The sequence below is a fragment of the Kitasatospora sp. NPDC086009 genome, from assembly GCF_044540385.1.
In the GTDB taxonomy this organism is placed as follows: Bacteria; Actinomycetota; Actinomycetes; order Streptomycetales; family Streptomycetaceae; genus Kitasatospora.
The window spans coordinates 1,054,053-1,078,031 of sequence record NZ_JBITSA010000001.1 but is presented as its reverse complement, the minus strand read 5'-3'; the positions used below and the strand labels follow the sequence as shown (position 1 = coordinate 1,078,031).

Below are 23,979 nucleotides of genomic sequence, written 5' to 3'. Positions count from 1 at the left end.
GAGGGGCCGGGCCGCACGGGACTGACGAGGACGAGGAGCGACGGATGTTCTGGCAGTTCATCGTGCTGGTGGCCGCGTCGATCGGCTTTCCGACCGCGGCCCTGCTGTTCCTGATCGGCGGCCCCCGCTTCCCCGACGAGGAGCGCGACCGGCGCTGACCCCGCCCGCCGCGCCGCTCAGCGGGCCGGGCCGCCCAGGGCCCGCTCCAGCGGCGCGGCCAGGGCCAGCAGCGACTCGTCCGCACCGGCCGCGCCGACCACCTGGAGCCCGAGCGGCAGGCCGTCCGCGCTCACCCCGGCGGGCAGGCTGACGGCGGGCAGCCCGGCGTAACTCCACGGCAGGGACATCACCGCGTCCCCGGTGCTGCCCAGCCCGGACGGGGCCGGCCCGGTGGCGGAGGGCGCGACCACCAGGTCCACCCCCGCGGCCGCCCAGGCCTCGGCGAGCCGGGCGCGGACGTGCTCGCGGACGCCGAGCGCCGTCTCGTGGTCCTCCGGCCGGACGGCCTGGCCGTGCCGGATGCCGGCCGCCGTCTCCGGCCGGTAGAGGCCGCCGAACCGGGCGAACCAGTCGGCGTGGCCGCGGGCCTGCTCGAAGCGGTTGATCGTCCGCACCTGCCGCACCAGCCACGCGAAGTCGGGCAGCAACTCGATCTCGCGCACCGTCGACCCCGCGGCGGCCAGCCGGTCCAGCTGCGCCCGGAAGGCCGCCAGCGCCGCCGGTCCGGCCTGCTCCAGGTACGGCCCGGCGGGCACCCCGAGGACGGGCGGGCCGAGGACGGGCGGGCCGTCGCCGGGCGGACCGCCCTGCCGCTCGCCCCGCCAGTCGTCGCAGAGCAGCGGCGCCGCCAGGGCCGCCCCGGCGAGGTCGGCGGTGAACAGGCCGACGGTGTCGAAGCTCGGCGCGTTGGGGATCACCCCGTCGAGCGGGATCCGCCCGTACGTCGGCCGGAAGCCCACCACTCCGCAGTAGGCGGCGGGCCGGACCACCGAGCCGATCGTCTGGGTGCCGATCGCCAGCGGCACCAGCCCGGCCGCGACCGCCGCCGCCGAGCCGCTGCTGGAGCCGCCCGGCGTGTGCCCGGGGTGGTGCGGGTTCCGGGTCGGGCCCGGAGCGCTGCCGGCGAACTCGGCAGTCACCGTCTTGCCCGCCACCAGCGCGCCCGCGGCCCGCAGCCGGTCCACCACGGCGGCCTGCGGACCGGCCAGCACGCCCGGCGGCAGCGCCGATCCGGCGTGCGTGGGCAGGCCGTCGACGTGGACGATGTCCTTGATCCCGACCGCCACCCCGTACAGCGGCGGGGCGGTGGCCGGATCGGGGTGGCGGGCGGCCAGCGCGCGGGCCTCGGCGTGCAGCCGCTCCGGCCGGCCGGCCTCGGGCACGAAGGTGTGCAGCAGCGGGTCCAGCCGCTCGATCCGGCCGCAGAGCCGGTCGACCCGCCCGGCGAGGTCGGCGTCACCGCCCCGCGACCGCGCGACCTCGTCGGCCAGCGACCGCGGACGGACCAGGGACTTCTCCATGCCGACCACGCTAGGGCCCGCCCGGCGGTTCGCGCCGCATCAGCGCGCGGCCGGAGCCGCCGGACGCGCCACGGGCGGCCGCCGCCGGGCTACGGGTGTTCGGTCGCCAGGTACGGGGTCTCGCGCAGGAAGTACGCGCCGCAGGTGTGGCAGCAGAGTTCGGGCGTCTTGCCCCAGTCCGCCGGATCCCGCAGCTGCGCCCCCTCGTCCAGCTCCCGGCCGCACATGGCGACGGCTTCGGAGCCGCGGACCATGTGCCAGAGCCTCACCCCGGCGGACGGACCGCCGTCACCGTACTCGGCGCGCATCTGGTGCATCATTCCCCCATCGTCCGGCGGCCCTCCGGCCCCGGCAACCGGGGGCCGACGGCGCCGCCCGCCCCCGGCCGTACCCGGTCAGACCAGGCTGCCGTGCAGCCGCAGCCGGGCGATGCCGCCGTCGGGGAAGACGTCGAGCCGGACGTGGGTGGCGGGCCGGGGCGCGTCCAGCACCAGACGGTGGACGGCGTCGGGCTGGAGCCGGGTGCGGGGCACCAGCTCGAACCACTCCTGCGGGTCGGCGGCCCGCTCGTCCCGTCCGTGGAGCGCGGCCCAGCCGGCCGCGTTGCCGACGTAGTAGCCGGTGTCGATCTCCACCGCGCGGATCGCGCCGCGCCCGGCGAGGCGCAGCAGGACCCAGTCGTGGCCGGCGTCCCGGCGCCGGCGGTTCTCCCAGCCGTCGCCCATCGCCCGGGACCGGCCGGGCAGCGCGAGGTTGGCCGGGGGCGAGAAGAAGCGGTCGGAGGCGTCCTCGACCGCACCGCCGTGCTCGATCGCGGCCAGGTCGAAGGTGCCGAGCGCGGCCAGCCAGGCGGTGTCCGGCCGGGCCTCGCCGTGCACCCGCAGCCGGGCGATGCCGCCGTCGGGGTACTGGCTGAGCCGCAGGTGAGTGAAGCGGCGGCCGTCCTCGACGGCGAAGCCGTTGGCGGCGTGGCCGCGCACCGGCGAGGCGGGCACCAGCGGGTGCCAGACGGTGGAGTCGGCGAGCAGCTCCTCCGGGCCCGGGGTGCCGGGGAGTTCGGCGCCCTCCAGGGCGATCCGCTGCGGGTAGTTGCCGCGGAAGTGCGCGGTGTCGACGATCACGCCGTGCACGACCCCCGGCACTCCCAGGCGGATCAGCGCCCAGTCGTGGTCCTCGGCGGTCGGGTGCGGACGGTCGGTGCCGGCGCCGCGGCGGCGGCGGGTCTCCCAGCCGTCCATGATCTGGCCCTTGTTGCCGAAGGTGTGCGGGCGGAACTCGGCGGGCTCGGGCAGCAGCAGGTTCTCCCGCTCGGCGAAGAGCTCGTCGTTGGCGGCGATCACGGCGCCGCCGAGCCGGCGGTCGGCCAGGTCGGTGAGGGCGGTGAAGGCGAAGCTGCCGGAGCGGTAGTCGGCGTAGGGGTTGCCGCCCGCGTAGGGCAGCGCGTCGGCGGTCTCGGGGGCGGCGGTCTCGGGGGCGGTCGCGTCGGTGGTCATGCCTCCACGGTCACCCCGGCACACCCGTCAGGTCCATCACAAAGATCTGACCAGAACGTTCAGCCGGACTGAACGTCCCGGGCGGCCCCGGCCAGGGCGGCGAGCACCCGACGCAGCGGCGGCGTCCCCTCCGTCCCCGCGCGGACCGCGGCGACCACCCGGCGGGTCGGCAGGTCGGCGGGCAGCGCCCGGACCACCGCCCCGCCGACCCGCCCCGCCGAGGCCAGCCGGGGCACCAGCGCCACCCCGAGTCCGGCCGCGACCATCGCCAGGATCGCCGACCAGTCCGCGGCGGTGTGCGCGCGCTCGGGCACGAACCCGGCGTCCGCGCACGCCGTCAGGGTGATCTCCCGCCAGGGGCCGGCGGCGCCGTAGATCCACGGCTCGTCGGCGAGGTCCGCGAGCCGCAGGTCCGGGGCGTCGGCCCTCGGGTGCCCGGGCGGCAGCGCCACGTCCAGCGGGTCGCTGAGCAGGACGGACTCGACGAAGCGGGGATCGCCGCCGGCCGGCCGCACCGCGAGCGAGAGCGCCAGGTCGACGTCCCCCGCCGCCAGCAGCCCGTAGGCCCCGGCCGCCTCCGTCTCCACCACCCGCACCGCCAGCCGCGGCGCGTCCGCCCGCAGCCGGGCGATCGCCGGGACGAGCAGCCCGCCGATCGCGGTGGCGAAGGCGCCCACCCGCACCTCACCCGCCTCGCCGTGCAGGTACCCCGCCAGCTCCGCCTCGGCCCGCTCCAGCTGCCCGAACACCACCTCGGCGTGGCGCAGCACCAGCCGCGCCGCACTGGTCAGCCGGACCCGCCGCCCGTACGGCTCCAGCATCGGCGCGCCCACCTGCCTGGCCAGCGCCGACACCTGCTGCGAGACCGCCGACGGCGAGAGCCGCAGCCGCTCCGCCGCGGCCGTCACCGTCCCGCACTCACCGACCGCCCACAGCACCCGCAGCCGCCGCAGATCCCACTCACCCACCGCACCCATCGCGCCAGCGTAGTTCCGCCCCGGCCGCCCCGGAGGGCGCGCCCGGGCCGGCGCCGGGCGGGGTGTCCGCCGCGGTCAGCAGGCCCGCAGCAGGGCGTCGTCCTGCCACTTGAGGATCTTGTCGAAGCTGACGATCGCGCCGCGCAGGGGGTGGTTGCGGAGCTGGACGTGGTCGGTCAGGGCGTGGATCAGGAAGAGGCCGCGGCCGGACTCGGCGGTGAGGTCGGGGAGGGTGTCCAGGTCGACCGGGCGCAGGGTGGGGGCGGGGGCCCCGGCGTGGCAGGGGGGCAGCACGTGGGTGTCGTAGGGGCGGTCGTCGCGGCGGGGGCGGCGGGTGGTCAGGACCGGGCCGGGGACGCTGGCGCGGCCGCGCCGGGGGCGGCGGGCGCCCCGGCCGGTCGCGGCCGGACGGGCCGGCGGGGCGGCCGGCCGGCGCGGCGGGAACGGGGCGGGGGCGGCGGTCGCGGCGAGGCCGGGGCCGGAGTCCGTGACCTCGATCCGCAGGAGGTCCCCGCTGATCGACGCGGTGACCTGGAAGCCGTCGTCCGAGCGGCCGCAGGCGCCGTGCTCCACGGCGTTGGCGCAGGCCTCGCTGAGGGCGACCCCGAGGTCGTCGGCGATCTGCGGGTCGACGCCCGCCGTCGCCATGGCACCGAGCAGGATGCGCCGGGCCAGCGGAACGCTGGCCGGGTCGCGCTTGAGGTGCAGAGTCCACCAGATGTCCACGGGAGGTCCCTCCTGGCTGCGGCTCCACATACAACTAGGTATCTCCGGGCGATCATGCGGTGAACCGTGCAGGGGGTCGGCTACCGCCCGTTCGGCGGATGGACTGGGGCCGGGGTGTGTGCCGAGCGGCGCACACCGGGGTCCGCACGCCGGGCCGAACGGGGCATTCGTAGGGATTTCCCACCCTGCCCTCGGCGGCGCGGGGGGCGATGAGATGATGGCCCGGCCATGACTGCCCTCGCCGCCGCCCCGCACCCGGGCGCCCCCGCACCGGACGCACCGGTGGGGGCCGCCGCCTGGGACCTGCGGCTTGCGCGGGCCGTCCCGTTCGCCCTGGTCTGCGCGCTGATCGCGGCCGCCGGGCACGCCCTGGCCGGCGGCGGGAACGTGGCCCTGCCCGCGCTCGCGACCGGCTTCGCGGCCGTCCTGGTGCTCGCGGTGGCCTTCGGCGGGCGGGAGCGCTCGCTCGGTGCCATCGCCGGCGCGCTCGGTGCGGGCCAGCTCGGGCTGCACTGCCTGTTCCACGCCTTCGGCGGGCACGCCACCGCGGCGGCCGGCGCGATGGCCGGGATGCACCACGGCGGCTCCGGCCCGCTGACGCTGCCCCAGGTGGCCGGCCGGCTGATCTGCAACGAGGCCAGTCCGGGCACGCTGGCCGGCCTGCCCGGCAGCCCGTCGGCCGAGCAGCTGGTCGCCGGCGCGGGGCTGGACCCGCGGGCGTTCGCCGTCGCGCCCTGGTGGCAGGACGGCCTGTTCGGGATGACGCCGTCGATGCTCGCGGGCCACCTGGCCGCCGCCCTGGCGGCCGGCTGGTGGCTGCGGCGCGGCGAGGCGGCGCTCTGGCGGCTGGTCAGGATCACCGCCACGGCCGCCCGGGAGCACTGGACCACCCCGCTGCGGACGGCGTTCGCGCTGGCCGCGGCGCTGCTGCGGGGCCTGCTCGGCACGCCCGCCGGTCCCGCCCGCCGCTCCGGCGCGCGGGCCGGGGACAGCCGGCCGCCGGCCCGTGCCGCACTGCGGCACAGCGTGGTGCGGCGCGGTCCCCCGTTCGGGGCCCTCGCGTACTGACCCGCCCCGACGGAGTGCCGGCAAGGCCCCGTACCGGGTCCGGGTGTACGCGGCGACCGCGCCGTACCCGCCGCACCCCCGCGGCGTGCGGCTCCCACTCGTCCCCACGCCGCGCGGCCCCGCCGAGGCACGGATCACCGTGTCCGGGAGCGGTCCTGCCGCCGAGCCTCCGAACGGAGACCCGAATCATGCGTTCCTTCCCCACCCGCCGTATCGCCGCCGTCGCCCTCACCGCCGCCGCGTCGGTCGTGGCGCTGGCCGGCCCCGCCTTCGCGCACGTGACCGTGAACCCGGGCAACGCCCAGCAGGGCGGCTACACCGCCGTGGACTTCCGGGTGCCGAACGAGAACGACAACGCGTCCACGGTGAAGCTGGAGGTCAACCTCCCGCTGGACCACCCGCTGGCCTCCGTCCGCACCCTGCCGATGCCGGGCTGGACCACGACCGTCGAGAAGTCCAAGCTCGACAAGCCGATCAAGGTGCACGGCAACGACGTCAACGAGGCCGTCTCCAAGATCACCTGGACCGCCGACGCGGGCACCAAGATCGCCCCCGGCCAGTTCCAGGAGTTCCGCGTCTCGATCGGCCCGCTGCCGACCGACACCGACAAGCTGGTCTTCAAGGCGCTGCAGAGCTACGACAACGGCGACGTCGTGCGCTGGATCGACGAGGCCAAGGACGGCCAGCCCGAGCCGGCCAAGCCCGCCCCCGTGCTGGCCCTCGACAAGGCCGCGGCCGGCGGCGAGCACGGCGCGACCGCCGCCCCCACGGCCACCGCCGACGGCCACGGGCACGGCGACGCGACCACCCAGGCCGCCGCCTCCTCGGACAAGGGCAGCGACTCCACCGCCCGCGTCCTCGCCGTGGTCGGCATCGTCGTCGGCCTGGTCGGCGCGGCGTTCGGCGTGCTCGGCCTGCGCCGCAAGAACGGCGGCTCCGCCTCCTGACCCCCGCACCGGCGGGGCCGCGCCCGTACCGCACCCGGGCCCGGGCGCGGCCCCGCCGGTGATCCACCGCGCACGATCGGATCCCCCATGTCCCGCACCCTCCGCACCGCCCGGCTGGCCGGCGCCGCCGCCGTCGCGCTCGCCGCGGCCCTCACCCTGACCGCCTGCGGCTCCGACGGCTCCACCGGCCCCGCCAAGGTCACCCAGCAGAAGGCCGACTCCCCGTACCAGGGCACCGTGCTCGGCAAGCACTTCGACAAGCCCGACCTCCAGCTGACCGACACCGCCGGCCAGCCCTTCGACCTGCGGCAGAAGACCAACGGCCGGAGCACCCTGCTGTTCTTCGGCTACACCAGCTGCCCGGACGTCTGCCCGACCACGATGGGCGACATCGGCGTGGCGATGACCAAGCTCTCCCCCGAGGAGCGCCAGAAGGTCGACATCGTCTTCGTCTCCACCGACCCCCAGCGCGACACCCCGCAGGTGCTGCGCACCTGGCTGGACTCGATGGGCAAGGACTTCATAGGCCTCACCGGGGACCTGGCCAAGGTGAAGGCCGCGGCCAAGTCCCTCGGCATCCTGATCGAGGACCCGGTGGTCAACGCGGACGGCACGGTCACCTCCACCCACGGCGCGCAGGTGCTGGCGTTCCTGCCCTCGGACGACAAGGCGCACGTCCTCTACCTCAGCGGCACCGAGGAGAAGACCTACGAGCACGACCTCCCGCTGCTCGCCCAGGGGGTCGCGGCATGAACGGCGCCGGCGGTCCGCGCGGGTTCCGGCGGACCGCGCTCGCGGGGGCGGTGCTGGCGACGGCACTGGGCGCCGGCGCCATCCTGGTCGCCTGCGGCGCGGGCGACGGCGAGGCCCGGGCCGACGGTCCGGCCCTGCTGAGCGTCGCCGACTCCTACATCCCGCTGCCCCCGGCGGGTGGGATGGCGGCCGGCTACCTCACCGTGCGCAACGACGGCGGCGAGGACCAGCTGGTCAAGGTCTCCAGCCCGGCCGCGCAGTCGGTCACCATGCACCGCTCCACCGCCTCCACCATGGAGCAGGTCGAGCGGCTGGACGTCCCCGCGCACGGCGCGTTGGAGCTCGCCCGGGGCGGCAACCACCTCATGATCATGGGATGGCGGAAGGCCCCCGCCCTCGGTGACGAGCTCGAACTCGACCTGACCTTCGCCCGGACCGGCACCGTCTCGGTCAAGGTGCCGGTCCGGGAACTCACCTACCGCCCCGGCCAGCAGTAAGGGATCCAGGAGATGCTGACGGCCGCGTTGCCGAACCCCACCACCCGCCGCCGGACCGTCGGGCTGCTGGGCCTGCTCGGCGCGGTGCTCGCGCTGCTGCTCGCCGGCGCCGGCCCCGCCTCCGCGCACGCCACCCTGCAGTCCACCGACCCCGCGCAGAACTCGGTCGTCGCGACCGCGCCGCAGGCGGTCACGCTGACCTTCAGCGAGTCGGTGTCGCTCTCCGGGGACTCGGTCCGGGTCCTCGACCCGGCCGGCAAGGCGGTCGACGGCGGCAACCCCGCGCACGCGGACGGCAAGGACAACACCGCCCGGGTCGGGCTGAACAGCGGCCTGGCCAACGGCACCTACACGGTGGCCTGGCGCGCGGTCTCCGAGGACTCGCACCCGATCGGCGGGGCGTTCACCTTCTCGATCGGCGCGCCCTCGGACACCTCCGTCTCCACCACCGCGCTGAGCGGCGCCGAGGCCGACGGCGTGGTCGCCGCGCTGTACGGCACCGGCCGGACCGTCGCCTACGGGGCGTTCGCGCTGCTCGTCGGCGCGGCCGCGTTCGTGCTGGCCTGCTGGCCGGCCGGGGCGGCGCAGCGCGCCGTGCAGCGGCTGCTGATGACCGGATGGGTGGCGCTGCTGGTCTCCACCGTCGCGGTGCTGATGCTGCGCGGCCCGTACGAGCGGGGTTCGGGCGTCGGGCAGGCCTTCGACCTGTCGCTGGTGCGCGCCACCCTCGACGAGCGGATCGGCACCGCGCTGGCCGCCCGGCTGCTGCTGCTCGCGGCGAGCGGGGTCTTCCTGTCGTTGCTGGTCGGCCAGCTCGGACAGCCCGCGCCGGCCGCCCGCCCGGAGGAGGCGGACGACGCGCGGGCGAACGGCGACGCACGGACCGCCGAGGAGGCGGAGGAGGCCGAGCTGCGGCAGCTGGAGCGGCGCGCCGCCGAGCGCCCGCAGCACGAGACCCGGCTGGGCCTCGGGGTGGCCGGACTGGTGCTGGCCATCGCCCTCTCGGCGACCTGGGTGGGCGCCGACCACGCCTCGGTCGGCATCCAGGTCTGGCTGGCACTGCCGCTCGGCATGCTGCACCTGATCGCGATGGCGCTCTGGCTCGGCGGCCTGGCCGCGATGGCGGTCGGGCTGCGGCACGGGATCGGCGCGGCGGCCGCCGAGCGGTTCTCCAAGGTCGCCTTCGGCTCGGTGGCGGTGCTCACCGCCACCGGGATCTACCAGTCCTGGCGCGGCCTCGGCAGCTGGAGCGCGCTGACCGACACCGAGTACGGGCGGCTGCTGCTGGTGAAGACCGGCTGCGTGGTCGCGATGCTCGGCGTCGCCTGGATCTCCCGGGCCTGGCTGGCCCGGCTGCGGGCCGCTCCGGCGGAGGCCGAGGCGGCCCGGCCGGTCGAGGCACCGGAGCCGGTCGCCGTCGCGGCCCACTCCGACGACCCGGTCCGGCAGGCCCAGCTGGACCGCCAGCGGGCCGCCCGGGCGAGCGCCGGCCGCGACCGCGGACTCACCCCGACCCGGGCCGGGCTGCGCCGCTCGGTGCTGATCGAATCGGTGGCGGCGGTGGCCGTGCTGGTGGTCACCACGATGCTGACCAACTCCCCGCCCGGCCGGGTGGCGAGCGAGATCGCGGCGGCCGGCACCGCCAACGGCGCCACCGCGCCCGCGCCGGGCGTGCCCGCCCCGCAGACGGTGCCCGGCCAGACCATGGAGCTCAAGCTCCCGTACGACACCAAGGGCCGGACGCCGAACGCCAAGGGCACCGCGACCGTCACCCTCAACCCGGCCCGGACCGGCCCCAACGAAGTCCACCTGAGCCTGGACGGGGCGGACGGCAAGCCGGTCGAGGTCCCCGAGGTGGAGCTCGCCTTCACCCTGCCGGACCGCGACCTCGGCCCGCTGCCGGTGCCGCTGACCGCCGAGGGCCCGGGCCGCTGGAGCGGTACCGCGCAGCTCCCGCTGGCCGGGAACTGGGTGGTGTCGGTGCAGGTCCGCTCCTCGGAGATCGACCAGACCACCGAGATCAAGCAGCTGAAGATCGGGTGAGCGCGATGGGCAGCACCACGGACACCGGCCGGCCGCCCGGCGGCGCGGAGCCCGGCCCGCGCGCCGGCGTCACCCGGCGGGCCCTGCTGGGCACCGCCGGGGCCGGGCTGGTGGCCGGTGCGAGCGCGGGCGCGGCCGGGGCGGTCGCCCTGGACCGGGCGCCCGCGGCCGTACCCGCCGCCGGGCCGAGCGGCGCGCTCGGCGCCGGACGGGTGCCGTTCCACGGCGAGCACCAGGCCGGCATCCTCGAACCGCAGCAGGCCCGGGTCCAGCTGGCCGCCTTCGACCTGGCCGCCGGCGTCGGCCGGGACGGGCTGCGGACGCTGCTGCGCGACTGGTCCCGGACGGCCGCGCTGCTGGCCGCCGGCGAGCCGGCCGACGCGTTCGAGAACCAGGTGGCGCTGGACGCCGGCCCCTGCTCGCTGACCGTCACCTTCGGCTTCGGCGCCACCCTGTTCGACCGGGCCGGACTGACCGACCGCCGCCCGGCGGCGCTGGAGCCGCTGCCCGCCTTCCCGGCGGACGCGCTGGACCCGGCCCGCGGTGACGGCGACCTCTTCGTCCAGATCGGCGCCGACGACGCGCTGGTCGCCGTGCACGCCCTGCGGGTGCTCCAGCGCCGGGCGGCCGGCACCGCGGCGCTGCGCTGGCAGGCGGCCGGCTTCGCCCGGACGCCCGGTGCCACCGCGCGGCCGATGACCGGGCGCAACCTGATGGGCCAGATCGACGGCACCAACAACCCCCGGCCCGGTGAGGACGGCTTCGCCGACAAGGTGTTCTGCACCGCCGGTGACGAGCGGAGCGCCTGGCTGAACGGCGGCTCGTACCTGGTGTTCCGGCGGATCCGGATGCTGCTGGACTCCTGGGAGGCACTGCCGGTGGACCGCCAGGAGCGGGTGATCGGCCGCCGCAAGACGGACGGCGCGCCGCTCTCCGCGCCCGCCTCCGCCGGCGAGACCACACCGGTGGACCTGACGGCGCAGAGGGCGGACGGCACGCTGGCCGTCCCCGCCGACGCGCACATCCGGGTCGCCGCACCGGCCGCCAACGGCGGGGCGGCGATGCTGCGGCGGGGCTTCTCCTACCACGACGGCCTGCTGGCCGACGGCTCGCCGGACGCCGGGCTGCTCTTCCTCGCGTTCCAGGCCGACCCGGGCCGGGGCTTCACCCCGGTGCAGCGCAAGCTCTCCCGGGGCGACGGCCTCTCCCGCTTCCTGCGGCACGAGGCGAGCGGGCTGTACGCCGTGCCGCCCGGCGCGCCGGAGGGCGGCTACGTGGGGCAGTCGCTGCTGGAGTAGCGGCCGGCCGGCGGCCGGGGCACCTCCCCGCGCCCGGCCCGGCCCCCCGCCCGGGATTCCCACGGACCGGAACGCGGCGGTGGGAGGCGGGCGAAGTGACTAAGGTGATCTGCTCGGTAACCCTTTCGCATGGAGGCGGCATGTCGGCCACCCGCTACACCTACCTCGGCCCGGCGGGCACCTTCACGGAGGCGGCCCTGCGCACCCTGCCGGAGGCGGCGACCCGGGAGCTGGTGCCGCTGGCCTCGGTGCCGCTGGTGCTGGACGCGGTGCGCGCGGGCGAGGCCTCGGGCGCGTTCGTGCCGATCGAGAACTCCGTCGAGGGCGCCGTCACCGCGACCAACGACGAACTGGCCGCCGGCACCCCGCTGATGATCTACCGGGAGGTGCTGCTGCCGATCTCCTTCGCGCTGCTGGTGCGGCCCGGCACCGAACTGGGCGACATCAAGACCGTCACCAGCCACCCCGTCGCCCAGCCGCAGGTGCGCCGCTGGCTGGCCGCCAACCTGCCGGACGCCCGCTGGGAGTCCTCGGCCTCCAACGCCGACGGCGCCCGGCTGGTCGCCGAGGAGCGGTTCGACGGCGCCTTCGCGGGCGAGTTCGCGGCGCCGATCTACGGCCTGGACCCGCTGGTCAAGGACATCGCCGACGCGCAGAACGCGACCACCCGCTTCATCCTGGTGGGCCGGCCGGGTCGGGTCTCCTCGCCGACCGGGGCGGACAAGACCTCGATGGTGGTCTGGCTGCCGGACGACCACCCGGGCGCGCTGCTGGAGCTGCTCCAGGAGTTCGCGGTGCGCGGGGTCAACCTGATGCGGATCGAGTCCCGCCCGACCGGTGAGGGGCTCGGCAGCTACTGCTTCCTGATCGACTGCGAGGGCCACCTCGCCGACCGCCGGGTGAGCGAGGCGCTGATGGGCCTCAAGCGGATCTGCCCGCAGGTGCGCTTCCTCGGCTCCTATCCGCGCGCCGACCGGCAGGTCACCAAGCACCGGCGGCCGGGCACCTCGGACGCCGACTTCGGCGCGGCGGCCGACTGGCTCTCCCGCTGCCTCGACGGGCGCGGCGACATCTGAGGCGCGCGGGGCCGCCGGGGCGGACGGGGCGACCGGGGTACCCGGCTCCGGGTGTCCCGGGCCTGCGGGGCGGCGCGGCCGGCTGCGGCATCCGGGTGACCCCGGCCGCCCGGACATTTGATCGCCGACTTTCGTTTTCCTGTTCTTTCTTGACTGTTTTCGACTGAACTCAGCCACCGGGGCAGGTGACCGCACCCGTCGTCCACAGGCTCCGCAGCGGCGGAACCGGCTGTCCACAGGCCCGGCGGCTGTCCACAGCCGAAAGTTATCCACAGACCTGGGGACGAGTCGACAAACCGGTATAGCCATCGGCCGTTTCGGTCGGAACACCGGTTAGCGGCGCAGAGATGACTAATCGGACCAGAGTCACCCGTGTGCCAGCAAATCACCCGTCTGAGTGCTTCAATTCCCTCACCCGGGAAGGTCAAATGAGGTTTGAAGCCTCAATTCCTAGGTTGCGGCCTCTCTCCCCACCCGTATCCCGGCCATCCACAGCCCACCCGATCCACCTGTGGATAACTCACCCCCCGGCGCTTGCCCACAGGAGTTATCCACAGGATGGGGCGAGTTATCCCCAGGGGAAATCCGCTACCGGTGGACGGGCCCCCGCCCGGTAGGCTTGGCTCCGTGATTGACCTTCGCCTGCTCCGTGAGGACCCTGACCGAGTGCGCGCCTCGCAGCGCGTCCGTGGCGAGGACGTCGACCTGGTCGACGCCCTCCTCTCCGCCGACGAACGGCGGCGGTCCTCGGGCAGTCGCTTCGACGAGCTCCGCAACGAGCAGAAGACGCTCGGCAAGCAGGTCGCCAAGGCCCAGGGCGAGGAGAAGACCGCCCTGCTGCAGCGCACCAAGGCGCTCGCCGAGGAGGTCAAGGCCGCCGACGCCGAACAGGGCGTGGCCAAGGAGGAGGCCGAGCGCCTGCTCCGCTCGCTGGCGAACCTCATCGACCCGGCCGCCCCGGTCGGCGGTGAGGAGGACTTCGTCACGCTGGAGGAGATCGGCACTCCGCGCGACTTCGCCGCCGAGGGCTTCGAGCCCCGTGACCACGTCGAGCTGGGGCAGATCCTCGGCGCGATCGACACCGAGCGCGGCGCCAAGGTCGCCGGCGCTCGGTCCTACTACCTGACCGGTGTCGGCGCGCTGCTGGAGCTCGCCCTGGTCAACATGGCGATCACCCAGGCCACCGCGGCCGGCTTCACCCCGATGATCACCCCGGCCCTGGTCCGCCCGGCCGCCATGGACGGCACCGGCTTCCTCGGCCAGGCCGCCGAGAACGTGTACTTCCTCGAAGAGGAGGAGCGCTACCTCGTCGGCACCAGCGAGGTCCCGCTCGCGGCGTACCACATGGACGAGATCATCGACGCGGACAAGCTGCCGCTGCGCTACGCCGGCTACTCGTCCTGCTTCCGCCGCGAGGCCGGCACCTACGGCAAGGACACCCGCGGCATCATCCGCGTCCACCAGTTCGAGAAGGTGGAGATGTTCGTCTTCACCACGCCCGAGGACGCCGAGCAGGAGCACCGCCGGCTGCTGCAGTGGGAGAAGGACTTCCTGAACGCCCTGGAGCTGCCCTACCGGGTGATCGACGTCGCCTCCGGCGACCTCGGCTCCTCGGCCGCGCGCAAGTTCGACATCGAGGCGTGGATCCCGACCCAGGGCAAGTACCGCGAGGTCACCTCGACCTCCAACACGACCGAGTACCAGTCGCGCCGGCTCTCCATCCGGATGCGCGAGGAGGGCAAGGTCCGCCCGCTGGCCACGCTGAACGGCACCCTGGTCGCCGTTCCGCGCACCATCGTGGCGATCCTGGAGAACCACCAGCAGGCCGACGGCTCGGTGGTGGTCCCGCAGGCGCTGCGGCCGTTCCTCGGCGGGCGTTCCGTCCTGCCCCCGGTCAAGTAACGCCCACCGCACCACCGCCCGAATGCAACTCCCGGGAGACGCACGGCCCATGAGCAGTACCAGCCCCAGCCCCGTCTCCCCCGGCGCCGGTGGCGACCTGCCCTTCCGGCTGGTCGCCACCGACCTCGACGGCACCCTGCTCACCAGCGAGGAGACCGTCTCCGCGCGCACCCGCACCGCGCTGGCCGCCGCCACCGGCGCCGGAGCGGTGCACATCGTCGTCACCGGCCGCTCGGCCGCCTGGGCCCGGCCGGTCTTCGACGAGATCGGCTACCGGGGCATAGCGGTCTGCGGCCAGGGCGCGCAGGTCTACGACGCGGGGGCGCACAAGCTGCTCACCTCGCTCACCCTGGACCGCAGGCTGGCCGCGCTGGCGATCGCCAAGATAGAGGCGGAGACCGGCCCGCTGGCCGTCGCCGCCAACCAGGACGGCCTGGAGGGCGAGGTCCTGGCCGGTCCCGGCTACGAACTCCTGATCGGCTCCGACCTGCCGGTGGTCCGGGTCGACAAGGGCGAGCTGCTCGCCGCCCCGCTCAGCAAGCTCTACATCCAGTGCCGCGGGCTCACCGACGACGCGCTCGCCGAGACCGCCCGCCGGGTCGCCGGCGACCTGGTCGGCGTGGTGATGTCCGGCGCCGGCATCGTCGAACTGCTCCCGCTGGGCCTCTCCAAGGCCACCGGCCTGGCCGTCGCCGCCCGCCGCCTGGGCCTGCGGGCCGCCGACACCATCGCCTTCGGCGACATGCCCAATGACGTGCCGATGTTCGGCTGGGCCGCGCACGGCGTCGCGATGGCCAACGCGCACCCGGAGCTGCTGGCGGTCGCCGACGAGGTCACCGTCGGCAACGACGAGGACGGCGTCGCCGTCGTCCTGGAGCGGCTCTACCCGCGGCACTGAGCACCGGCCGGGCCGCCCGACGGCACCCGGATGCTGACCGTGAAAGAAAGAGTTTGTATGCTCCGCTGAAGCTCCGCGTCTCCCGGTGCGGTGCTCCTGTGCGGTTGTCCCGGCCCACCCGGGCCGTGCCCGCCGGACACGTACAGGATTGCTGCTTCCGCCGCTGAGAGGTACGCGCATGTCAGGCCAGTGGGACGAGAGCACGTCGGGGGCGGAAGGCCGGCGGCGCGCCGCGAACGGCCCCCGCGGCACCGGCGCCGCACGCGCGGCCGGCACCCCGCGGACCGGCGGTTCACGCGGCGGCGCCGGCACCGACGGACCGGCGGACGACGCCCGGGTGCCCGCGCCCCGGCCCGGCGGCCGGGCGGAGGCCCGGCGGGCCGCCCAGGGCAAGGGCGGCGGCCGCGGCAAGGGCGACGGCGGGCGGTCCGAGGACGGGAAGGCCGACGGCACCGCGACGGGCGGCCGCGCGGCCGCGCGCAACAGCCGCAAGCCGAAACGGAACACCAAGAAGATCGTGGCCTGGTCGGTGGCCGGCGTCCTGGTGGCGCTGGCGGGTACCGGCGGCGCGATCTACTACAAGCTGAACGGCAACATCAAGTCCTTCGACGCGGACGCGATCGCCACCGACCGCCCGCCCGAGGCGGTCGCCGACGCCAACGGCAACAAGCCCGTCAACATCCTGCTGATCGGCTCCGACTCGCGGGCCGGCAAGAACAGCGACCTCGGCGGCGGCAACGAGGACGGTGCCCGCTCGGACACCACGATCCTGTTGCACGTCTACGCGGACCACAAGCACGCGGTGGGCATCTCGATCCCGCGCGACGCGCTGGTGACCATCCCGGCCTGCAAGCTGCCGAACGGCAAGTGGACCAAGGAGTCGCCGGGGCAGATGTTCAACTCGGCGTTCTCGGTGGGCAACAGCGAGGCCGGCAACCCGGCCTGCACCCAGAACACCGTGGAGAAGCTCACCGGCATCCGGGTCGACCACACCATCGAGGTGAACTTCGAGGGCTTCGCGGCGATGACCGAGGCCGTCGGCGGCGTCGACGTCTGCCTGCCGAACGACATCTACGAGGGGCACCTCAACCCCAACCTGGGCAAGAAGGGCAAGGTCGTCCTGCCCAAGGGGAAGCAGAAGCTCTCCGGCCAGAAGGCGCTGGACTACGTCCGGCTGCGGCACGGCATCGGCGACGAGTCCGACGTCGGCCGGATGAAGCGCCAGCAGGCCTTCCTGTCCTCGCTGATGGCCAAGGTCAAGGGCGAGGGCCTGAACCCGACCACGCTGCTGCCGCTGGCCGACGCGGCCACCAAGTCGATGACGGTCGACCCCGGGCTGGACTCGGCCAAGAAGCTGATGGACTTCGCGCTGTCGATGAAGAACATCGACCTGCACGACGTCAAGTTCCTGACCACGCCGTGGCGCTACAACGGCCCCCGGATCGACCTGGTCCACCCGGCCGTCGACAACCTCTGGAAGACCCTCCAGGCCGACCGCACCATCGACGGCGAGGACGCCACCGGCAAGCAGGAGGACGCGCCGCAGACCCCGGCCCCCGCCGAGACCACGCCGGCCGCGCCCTCGCCGACCGCCGTGGACGGCCCGCCGGTGAAGGTCGCGGTCTACAACGGCACCACCGTCACCGGGCTGGCCGCCAAGGCGGCCGAGACGCTCAAGACCAACAAGGTCACGGTCACCGGCACCACCACCGCCAAGAACACCAACAAGGCGACCACCACGGTGGAGTACGGCTCCGGGCAGAAGGCCAACGCGGAGCGGATCGCGGCGATGTTCCCGGGCGCCCAGCTGACGCCCACCTCGGCGGCCGGCATCAGCCTCGTCCTCGGCAAGGACTACGCCGCGGCCAACCCGGCCGCGACCGGCGCCACGCCCAACGTGCCGGCCCCGCTGCCCACCGAGGTGGTCAACGAGGCCCGCTCGGCCGACGACGACATCTGCAGCAACGTCTCCTACGGCTAGCCGCCGCGGACCCGCCGCCGGCCCCCGGACGCCCCAGGGCCGGCGGCGCGGCCGTCAGAGCGCGGCCCGGACCCAGCCGTCGACCAGCGCGGTGAGGTCCTGGTCGGCCTGGCCGTGCTCGACCACGTGGGTGCGGATGACGTCGCCGCCGCCGTGGCCGAAGAGGCCGCCGCGCTTGTCCGCCTCCAGCACCACCTCGACCCGCTGCGCGGTGGTGACGAAGCTGACCTCCAGCGAGTTGCAGACGTGCGCGTACTGCGGCGCGGCGGAGAACTCGATCTCCTGGTAGAACGGCAGCGTCTGGCCGGTGCCCCGGATGTGGCCGGCCTCCAGGTCGGCCGAGCGGAACCGGAAGCCGAGCTGCAGCAGCGAGTCCAGGATCCGGCGCTGCACCGCCAGCGGCTCGATCTCCAGCGGGTCGGAGTCGCCCTTGTCGAGCGCGCCCGCGATGTCGACCTCCGTCCGCACGCCGAGCTGCATGCCGTGCAGGTGCTGCCCGGCGACGACGGTGACCGGGGCCTCGAACGGCACCTGGACGGCGAACGGGATCGACCGGTTCTCGCCGGGCGCCAGCACCAGCGGCGCGGTGACGGAGAACCGCGCGAACGGGTAGAGGCCGGTGCTCTCCCCCTCCTCGTGCTCGATCTCCACCCGGGCGACCAGGGTCAGCGTGATCCCCCGGATGTCCGCCTCGACCGTCCCGCCGGTCAGCTCGACCGTTCCGTGCAGGGTGCCGCCGGGCTGCACGACCGGCGTGGTCAGGACGGTGTCGACGCCGGGACCGCCGACGCCCAGGGCACCGAGCAGCTTCTTGAACACCATGCGGGCGCTCTCCTCGAAATAGGGGTGGACCGAAGTCGTCGGGAGGAACGCCAGGACGGCCCGGACGGTTCCCCCGCGCAGGTGCGAGCCAGTTGTAGGATGACCGGGCAAGCGATTGTAGGATGACCGATGACCGCAGATCGACGCGCAGAGGGGAGCTCCGCCATGACCGCATCCGGCCACAGCGAGGACACCTTGCAGGCCGCCGGCCGGCGCTCCCTGGTGGACACCGCCATCGACCAGCTGCGCGAGCAGCTCGCCGCCGGCAGCTGGCCGGTCGGCTCGCGGATCCCCACCGAGCACGAGCTGGCCGAGCGGCTTCAGGTCGGACGGAACACCGTGCGGGAGGCCATCCGGGTGCTGGTGCACGCCGGGATGCTGGCCACCCGGCAGGGTGAGGGCACCTTCGTGCGCAGCACCAGCGACCCGGCCTCCGTCCTGCGGGGCGTGCAGCGCTCCGGCGTCCGGGACGTCCTGGAGGTCCGGGCGGCGCTGGAGGCCGAGGGCGCCCGGCTGGCGGCGCTGCGGCACACGCCCGAGGACATCGTCCGGATGCGGGCCGCGCTGGCCCGCGAGGCGGAGGTGATCGCGGCGCACCCGGAGCGGGCCGGCCGCGAGGCGACCGTCGAGCACGACCTGGAGTTCCACACCGCCGTGGTCGAGGCCGCGCACAACCCCGCGCTGACCGAGGTGTACCGCTACTTCGGCGCCTCGGTGCGGGAGTCGATGCGGACGGCCTTCGGGGACCACGAGATGCCCGAGGTGGTCGTGGCCACCCACGCGGCGCTGGTGGACGCGATCGAGAGCGGTGACCCGGACCGCGCCGAGGCCGCGTGTCGGACGCTGCTCGCCGAGCCGACCGCGGCCGTCGAGCAGCTCCTCGCCGCCATCGCGGCCCGGAAGTAGGCGGCACCCGCCGCCGCCCTCCCGCGTCCGTCCCCCGTTTTCACGAAAGAGCAGCACGTCCCATGGCCGTCACCCGTGCCCAGCAGCCGGTCCTCGTTCCCGCCCCGCTCCCCGTCCGCACCCGGCTGGCCCACCCCGCCCTGCTGCTGACCGGCATCGTGCTGGTCGCCCTCAACATGCGGGCCTGCCTGGCGGCGATCTCGCCGATGGTCGGCGAGATCCAGCACACCTTCGGGCTCTCCGCGACGGCGAGCGGTCTGATCACCACCGTCCCGGTGCTCTTCCAGGGCGCCGGCGCCCCGCTCACCCCTCGGCTGACCAGGCGGTTCGGCACCGAGCGGGTGGTGCTGGGCGCGGTGCTGGTGCTCGGCGCGGGCGTGCTGCTGCGGGTGCTGCCCTCGGTGGCCGCGCTGTACGCCGGCTGCGTGGTGATCGGGGTCGCGATCGCGGTGCTGAACGTCTCGATGCCGGGCCTGGTCAAGCGCGAGTTCCCGGGCCGGGCGGCGACCATGACCGGCGTCTACTCGACCACCATGCTGGTCGGCGCCACCCTCGCGGCGGGCACCTCGGTGCCCCTGGAGCACGCCCTCGGCGGCGGCTGGCGGGCCTCGCTGGGCGCCTGGTCGCTGCTGGCCCTGATCGCCGCCGTCGCCTGGCTGCCGCAGGTGCTGCGCTCGCGCCAGGAGAAGGCGGCGGTGGCGGCAGCCCCCGCCGGCCGGCCGATCGAGGGGGTCTGGCGCTCGCCGCTGGCGTGGCAGATCAGCCTCTTCATGGGCATCTCGTCGCTGCTGGTCTACACCCTGGTGGCCTGGATGCCGACCATCCTGGCCGACCACGGGATGGACCGGAGCGAGGCCGGTCTGGTCTTCGCCTTCTCCAACCTGGTCCAGGTGGCCGGGGCCTTCCTGGTGCCGCTGATGGCCGGCCGGATGACCCGGCAGCGGACGCTGGCCGTGGTGATGGCCGTGCTGAACGCGGTCGGCATCACGGTCCTGCTGGTCTCGCCGGTGTCCGGGGCCTGGGTGTCGGCCACCATCCTGGGCATCGCCCAGGGCGGCTCGCTCGGCCTCGCCCTCGCCTTCATCGTGCTGCGCACCGACAGCGCGGCCGGTGCCGCCCAGCTGGGCGGCATGTCGCAGGCGGTCGGCTACCTGGTGGCCGCGGCCGGACCGGTCGGCGCCGGGGCCCTGCACCAGCTGACCGGCGGCTGGAACGTCCCGCTGCTGCTGATGCTGGTGCTGGCGGCGGTCGCCGCCGTGGCCGGCTGGGGCGCGGGCCGCGACCGGACGCTCTGAGGCCCGGTGCCGGCCGCGGGCCCGGTGCCGGCCGCGGGCCCGCCCCGCGGCCGGCCGGGCCCGCTACTCCTCGGCGGCCAGGGTCAGACCGGCCAGCTTCACCGAGGCGAGCAGCGTCGCCGCCACGGTGAGGACCAGCAGCAACGGGACGGCCACCCCGAGCGCGACGTCCGCGGTGATCGCGCCCTCGCCGGCCACCGCCTCGGCCACCGACAGCCCCCACTGCTGGACGCTGAGCGTCTTGGCGCCCTTCACGAAGTTGCCGATCAGGGACTCCCAGATCAGCGCGTAGACCAGCCCGGCCACCACGGCGTGCCGGGTGACGACGCCGAGCAGCAGGAACAGCGCGCTGTACGCGGCACCGGCCACCAGCGCGGCGACGGTGTAACCGAGCGCCAGGCCGTCCTCGGTGCCGTACAGCAGCAGGCCGGCCAGCAGGATCGGGACCGCAGAGAACACCCAGGTGGTGCCGACCGCCACCGCCAGCTTGGTGGTGATGATCTTCCAGCGGGGCAGCGGCTTGGCCAGCAGGTAGACGATCGAGCCGTCGTCGATCTCGGTGGCGATGGCGCCGGTGCCGACGACCAGGCCGAGGATCGGCAGCAGCGTGCCGAGGCCCAGCTGCCCGAGGATCTTGACGGTCAGGTCGTGCTTGTCCCCGCTGGAGCCGCTGGCGATCGCCGAGACGAGCAGCAGCAGGGCGGGGACCACCAGCAGCAGGATGCCGCGGCGGCGGCCCAGCAGGCCGCGCAGCGTCAGCCTGGCGACGGTCGGGTTCATGGTTGGTCGGCCTTCCTGGGGTCCGGTTCCGGGGGTGGGGCTACGCGGAGACGAGGTAGGAGAAGACGCTCTCCAGCGACTCGTCGGCCGGGGCGACGGTGTACAGCCGGACGCCGGCCTGCTGGGCGACCTTGGGCAGCAGGGTGGTGAAGCCCTGGAAGTTGACCGCCTGGATCCGCAGCCCGCCCGCCTCGCCCGCCGCCGCCCTGGTGTCCGGGCCCGGCACGTCCAGCTCGATGCCGGCCGTCGACGGGTCCGCGATCAGCGCGGCGGCCAGCCGGCGGTCGTCGCTGGAGCGGACCAGGTAGCGGTGCGGCCGGTCGGTCATCAGCCGGCGGATCCGGCGGAAGTCCCCGGAGGCGGCGTGCCGGCCGGCCACCACGACCTCGATGTGCCGGGCCAGCTGCTCGACCTCCTCCAGGATGTGCGAGGAGAAGAGCACCGTGCGGCCGTCGGCGCCGAACCGGCGGAGCAGCTCCATCAGCTGCAGCCGCTGGCGCGGGTCCATGCCGTTGAACGGCTCGTCGAGCAGCAGCACGGCGGGGTCGTGGACCAGCGCCGAGGCCATCTTGACGCGCTGCTTCATGCCCTTGGAGTACGTCCCGGTCTTCCGGTCCTGGGCGTACTCCATCTCCACCAGGGACAGCGCCCGCCGGGCCGCCGCGGCCGGGTCGGCGAGGCCGTGCAGCTCGGCATTGGCCAGCACGAACTCCCAACCGGTCAGGTAGTCGTACATCGACTCCCGCTCGGGGACCAGCCCGATCTGCCGGTACACCTGCTGGTTGCGCCAGATCGGCGCGCCGTCCAGGGTGACCGCTCCGGTGGAGGGGGCGAGGAAGCCGCTCATCATGTGGATGAGGGTCGACTTGCCCGCGCCGTTGGGCCCCAGCAGGCCGGTGACGCCGGGACCGATCGCCATGCTGACGTCGTTGACGGCGACCACGTTGCCGAACCAGCGGGAGACCTTGTCGATGGTGATGGTGGCCATGACGCCCTCTCAGATCCTGCGTTGTCAGATGTTGCGGTAGCGGCGCAGCAGCAGCGCGTACGAGCCGGCCACCATCGCGGCGGCGGTGGCGGCGAAGACCACCACGCCGAGGGCGCCGGGCGCGTGCAGCCGGTCCGGCCCGCTGCCGAGGTCGAAGAGCTGGTTCACCAGGCTCTCCACCAGCTCGTTCGGCGCGAGCAGGGCCGTCCACTGCGCGGAGTCCGGCAGGCCGGCCCGGCCTTCCGAGCTGATGCCGCTGACGACGCCGACCACGGCGGTGCTGATCGCCAGGTAGCCCATGATCGCGGCCACCCCGAAGCCGCGGCGCGGCGTGGTGGCGGCGATCACCAGCGCGACCGAGGTGGGCACCAGGGCGTACAGCACGGCGGTGACCAGGCCGTAGAGGACGTGCGCGGTGTTGTGCCCGAAGTCCAGCCCGCCGAGCAGCGCGCCGACGTAGAGCACCAGCAGCGGGGCCGTCATCAGCAGCAGCTGGGCGCAGGCCATCGCGGCGTACTTGGCCCGGACGTAGTCGGCCCGGGTGATCGGGCGGGAGAAGTACAGCGGGACGGTGTGGTGGCGGAGGTCCCGGGAGAGCAGCACGGGCGTCTGCGAGGCCAGGAAGATCGAGACCAGCAGGCCCACGATCCCCAGGTACTCCGGGTAGTCGACCGGCAGTTCGTCCTGGCGCTGGACGAGGGCGATCGCCACCATGATCGCGGCCGGCGCGGTGACCAGACCGAGCAGCAGCATCGGCAGCACCTTGGACCGGCCCGAGCGCCCGAGGCCGTACGCGGCGCGCAGGCTCTGGGTGAACAGCGAACGGGTGGCGTAGGCCCGGCCGAGCCGGGGGCCGGCGTAGCCGCGGTACCCGATGTCGTGGATGACGCCGGTGTCGAGCGACCTGGCCTCAGAGGGCAGTGCCATCTGCGGGACCTCCCTTGCTCTGCTGACCGCTGGTCTCCGTGAACAGCTCGGCGACCCGGTGGCGGCGCTGCTCCAGCCGGACCAGCCCGAGGCCGAGGTCCGCGACCGCGTCGCGGATGGTGTCGTAGGTGTCGTCGCCGGCCAGGCGCACCAGCAGGAGCCGCGCGCCCTCCGGCTCGACCGCGAGCCCGGCGGCGGTCAGCCGCTCGCGCACGGCGGCGCTCGCGTCGCGGGTGTGGTCGTCGGGGAAGTCCGTCACCTCGACCGCGAGGGTGGCCGTCACTCCGGTGAACGACGCGGTCGACGAGGAGCGCAGCAGCTTGCCCCCGTCGATGATGACCAGGTGGTCGCAGGTCCGCTCCAGCTCGCCGAGCAGGTGGGTGGTGACCAGCACCGAGATGCCGAAGTCGGTGTGCACCCGGCGGATCAGCGCCAGCATGTCGTCCCGGCCGACCGGGTCCAGCCCGTTGGTGGGCTCGTCCAGCAGCACCAGCTTCGGGTCGTGGACCAGCGCCTGGGCCAGCTTGACCCGCTGCTTCATGCCCGTCGAGTACCCGCCCATCGGCCGGTACCGCTCCTCGTACAGCCCGACGTGCCGCAGCGTGTCGGCCGTCCGCTCGCGGGCCGCGGCGGCCGGGAGCCCGGCCATCCGCGCCATGTGCACCACGAACTCCGTCGCCGAGACGTCCGGCGGCAGGCAGTCGTGCTCGGGCATGTAGCCGACCTGCTCACGGATCTGCCAGCCCTGGGTGGCGATGTCGAGGCCGAGGACCCGCCCCGTACCGGAGGTCGCCGGGGCCAGCCCGAGCAGGATCTTGATGAGTGTGGACTTGCCCGCGCCATTCGCCCCCACCAGGCCGACCACCCCGGGCTCCACCTCTACGGTGAGCTGATCGAGGGCGGTGACCCGGGGGAACCTCTTGGTGAGGCCGTCCGTCTTGATGACAGTGGACACGTCCCTCACCGTAGTGCGGCCGGACCGTCCGGGCCATGAGCTGGAATGACGACGCCCCGTGCTGCTGCGGTATGACATCCGCCCGATGATCCCCTAGGGGTTCCGGCCCGCCACCGCCCTTGTATTC

22 protein-coding genes are annotated in these 23,979 nt (G+C 74.7%); 12 read left to right on the top strand and 10 right to left on the bottom strand.

The window, feature by feature from the left end:
* Positions 1–176 precede the first annotated feature (176 nt).
* The 5 genes from ACIF6L_RS04960 to ACIF6L_RS04940 all read right to left on the bottom strand — a co-directional run bounded on the left by ACIF6L_RS04960 (position 177) and on the right by ACIF6L_RS04940 (position 4,716).
* The gene (locus tag ACIF6L_RS04960; RefSeq protein WP_359838544.1) at positions 177–1,520 is read right to left on the bottom strand and encodes an amidase; all 1,344 of its coding nucleotides are present in this window, start codon (positions 1,518–1,520) and stop codon (positions 177–179) included.
* An 89-nt stretch (positions 1,521–1,609) separates the two neighbouring features.
* Positions 1,610–1,840 (bottom strand): hypothetical protein, encoded by a 231-nt coding sequence (locus tag ACIF6L_RS04955; protein WP_329488950.1) that lies wholly within the window; start codon positions 1,838–1,840, stop codon positions 1,610–1,612.
* Between the two features lie 75 nt (positions 1,841–1,915).
* Positions 1,916–3,013: an allantoicase gene (gene alc, locus ACIF6L_RS04950; protein ID WP_396486161.1), complete on the bottom strand. Its 1,098-nt coding sequence runs from the start codon at positions 3,011–3,013 to the stop codon at positions 1,916–1,918.
* A 59-nt stretch (positions 3,014–3,072) separates the two neighbouring features.
* Positions 3,073–3,981 carry a LysR family transcriptional regulator gene (locus ACIF6L_RS04945; protein WP_396486188.1) on the bottom strand — a complete coding sequence of 303 codons (909 nt, stop codon included), beginning with the start codon at positions 3,979–3,981 and terminating at the stop codon, positions 3,073–3,075.
* Positions 3,982–4,065: 84 nt separating this feature from the next.
* Complete coding sequence (locus ACIF6L_RS04940) at positions 4,066–4,716, bottom strand: ATP-binding protein (RefSeq protein ID WP_396486160.1); 651 nt, start codon at positions 4,714–4,716, stop codon at positions 4,066–4,068.
* Positions 4,717–4,944: 228 nt separating this feature from the next.
* Between ACIF6L_RS04940 and ACIF6L_RS04935 the strand changes: the two genes are divergently transcribed.
* The 10 genes from ACIF6L_RS04935 (at position 4,945) to ACIF6L_RS04890 (ending at position 17,179) form a co-directional block, all read left to right on the top strand.
* Positions 4,945–5,784: a hypothetical protein gene (locus tag ACIF6L_RS04935; RefSeq protein WP_359808247.1), complete on the top strand. Its 840-nt coding sequence runs from the start codon at positions 4,945–4,947 to the stop codon at positions 5,782–5,784.
* 188 nt (positions 5,785–5,972) lie between these two features.
* The gene (locus ACIF6L_RS04930; RefSeq protein WP_396486159.1) at positions 5,973–6,731 is read left to right on the top strand and encodes a YcnI family protein; all 759 of its coding nucleotides are present in this window, start codon (positions 5,973–5,975) and stop codon (positions 6,729–6,731) included.
* 87 nt (positions 6,732–6,818) lie between these two features.
* Positions 6,819–7,484 (top strand): SCO family protein, encoded by a 666-nt coding sequence (locus ACIF6L_RS04925; protein ID WP_329488945.1) that lies wholly within the window; start codon positions 6,819–6,821, stop codon positions 7,482–7,484.
* Complete coding sequence (locus tag ACIF6L_RS04920; RefSeq protein ID WP_329488944.1) at positions 7,481–7,981, top strand: copper chaperone PCu(A)C; 501 nt, start codon at positions 7,481–7,483, stop codon at positions 7,979–7,981. The genes ACIF6L_RS04925 and ACIF6L_RS04920 overlap by 4 nt, the downstream gene beginning before the upstream one ends.
* A gap of 12 nt (positions 7,982–7,993) precedes the next feature.
* Positions 7,994–10,024 (top strand): FixH family protein, encoded by a 2,031-nt coding sequence (locus ACIF6L_RS04915; RefSeq protein ID WP_396486158.1) that lies wholly within the window; start codon positions 7,994–7,996, stop codon positions 10,022–10,024.
* A 5-nt stretch (positions 10,025–10,029) separates the two neighbouring features.
* A complete protein-coding gene (efeB, locus tag ACIF6L_RS04910; RefSeq protein WP_396486157.1) occupies positions 10,030–11,322 on the top strand; it encodes an iron uptake transporter deferrochelatase/peroxidase subunit in 1,293 nt (430 codons plus the stop codon).
* Between the two features lie 140 nt (positions 11,323–11,462).
* Entirely contained in the window at positions 11,463–12,398 is a 936-nt protein-coding gene (pheA, locus tag ACIF6L_RS04905) for a prephenate dehydratase (protein WP_329488941.1), read from the top strand.
* Between the two features lie 627 nt (positions 12,399–13,025).
* Complete coding sequence (gene serS, locus ACIF6L_RS04900; protein WP_396486156.1) at positions 13,026–14,300, top strand: serine--tRNA ligase; 1,275 nt, start codon at positions 13,026–13,028, stop codon at positions 14,298–14,300.
* A gap of 49 nt (positions 14,301–14,349) precedes the next feature.
* Entirely contained in the window at positions 14,350–15,198 is an 849-nt protein-coding gene (locus ACIF6L_RS04895; RefSeq protein WP_396486155.1) for an HAD family hydrolase, read from the top strand.
* Between the two features lie 178 nt (positions 15,199–15,376).
* The gene (locus ACIF6L_RS04890) at positions 15,377–17,179 is read left to right on the top strand and encodes an LCP family protein (RefSeq protein WP_380392041.1); all 1,803 of its coding nucleotides are present in this window, start codon (positions 15,377–15,379) and stop codon (positions 17,177–17,179) included.
* 54 nt (positions 17,180–17,233) lie between these two features.
* Here the strand turns inward: ACIF6L_RS04890 and ACIF6L_RS04885 are convergent, their stop codons facing one another.
* Positions 17,234–18,001: a sporulation protein gene (locus ACIF6L_RS04885; protein WP_396486154.1), complete on the bottom strand. Its 768-nt coding sequence runs from the start codon at positions 17,999–18,001 to the stop codon at positions 17,234–17,236.
* A gap of 165 nt (positions 18,002–18,166) precedes the next feature.
* Between ACIF6L_RS04885 and ACIF6L_RS04880 the strand changes: the two genes are divergently transcribed.
* Together ACIF6L_RS04880 and ACIF6L_RS04875 are read left to right on the top strand one after the other, a co-directional pair.
* Entirely contained in the window at positions 18,167–18,907 is a 741-nt protein-coding gene (locus ACIF6L_RS04880; protein WP_329488936.1) for a FadR/GntR family transcriptional regulator, read from the top strand.
* A 62-nt stretch (positions 18,908–18,969) separates the two neighbouring features.
* The gene (locus ACIF6L_RS04875) at positions 18,970–20,202 is read left to right on the top strand and encodes a CynX/NimT family MFS transporter (RefSeq protein WP_396486153.1); all 1,233 of its coding nucleotides are present in this window, start codon (positions 18,970–18,972) and stop codon (positions 20,200–20,202) included.
* Positions 20,203–20,265: 63 nt separating this feature from the next.
* On the opposite strand, the gene ACIF6L_RS04870 is transcribed toward ACIF6L_RS04875, so the two are convergent.
* Genes ACIF6L_RS04870 through ACIF6L_RS04855 form a run of 4 tightly spaced genes read right to left on the bottom strand, consistent with a single transcriptional unit; the run spans position 20,266 to position 23,852 of the window.
* Positions 20,266–20,982 carry an ABC transporter permease subunit gene (locus ACIF6L_RS04870; RefSeq protein ID WP_329488934.1) on the bottom strand — a complete coding sequence of 239 codons (717 nt, stop codon included), beginning with the start codon at positions 20,980–20,982 and terminating at the stop codon, positions 20,266–20,268.
* 40 nt (positions 20,983–21,022) lie between these two features.
* Positions 21,023–21,970 (bottom strand): ABC transporter ATP-binding protein, encoded by a 948-nt coding sequence (locus tag ACIF6L_RS04865; protein WP_329488933.1) that lies wholly within the window; start codon positions 21,968–21,970, stop codon positions 21,023–21,025.
* A gap of 24 nt (positions 21,971–21,994) precedes the next feature.
* Positions 21,995–22,897, bottom strand: coding sequence for an ABC-2 transporter permease (locus ACIF6L_RS04860; protein ID WP_329488932.1), 903 nt, complete (start codon positions 22,895–22,897; stop codon positions 21,995–21,997).
* On the bottom strand, positions 22,881–23,852 hold the full coding sequence (locus ACIF6L_RS04855) for an ABC transporter ATP-binding protein (protein ID WP_329488931.1): 972 nt from the start codon (positions 23,850–23,852) through the stop codon (positions 22,881–22,883). The genes ACIF6L_RS04860 and ACIF6L_RS04855 overlap by 17 nt, the downstream gene beginning before the upstream one ends.
* Between the last annotated feature and the right edge of the window lie 127 nt (positions 23,853–23,979).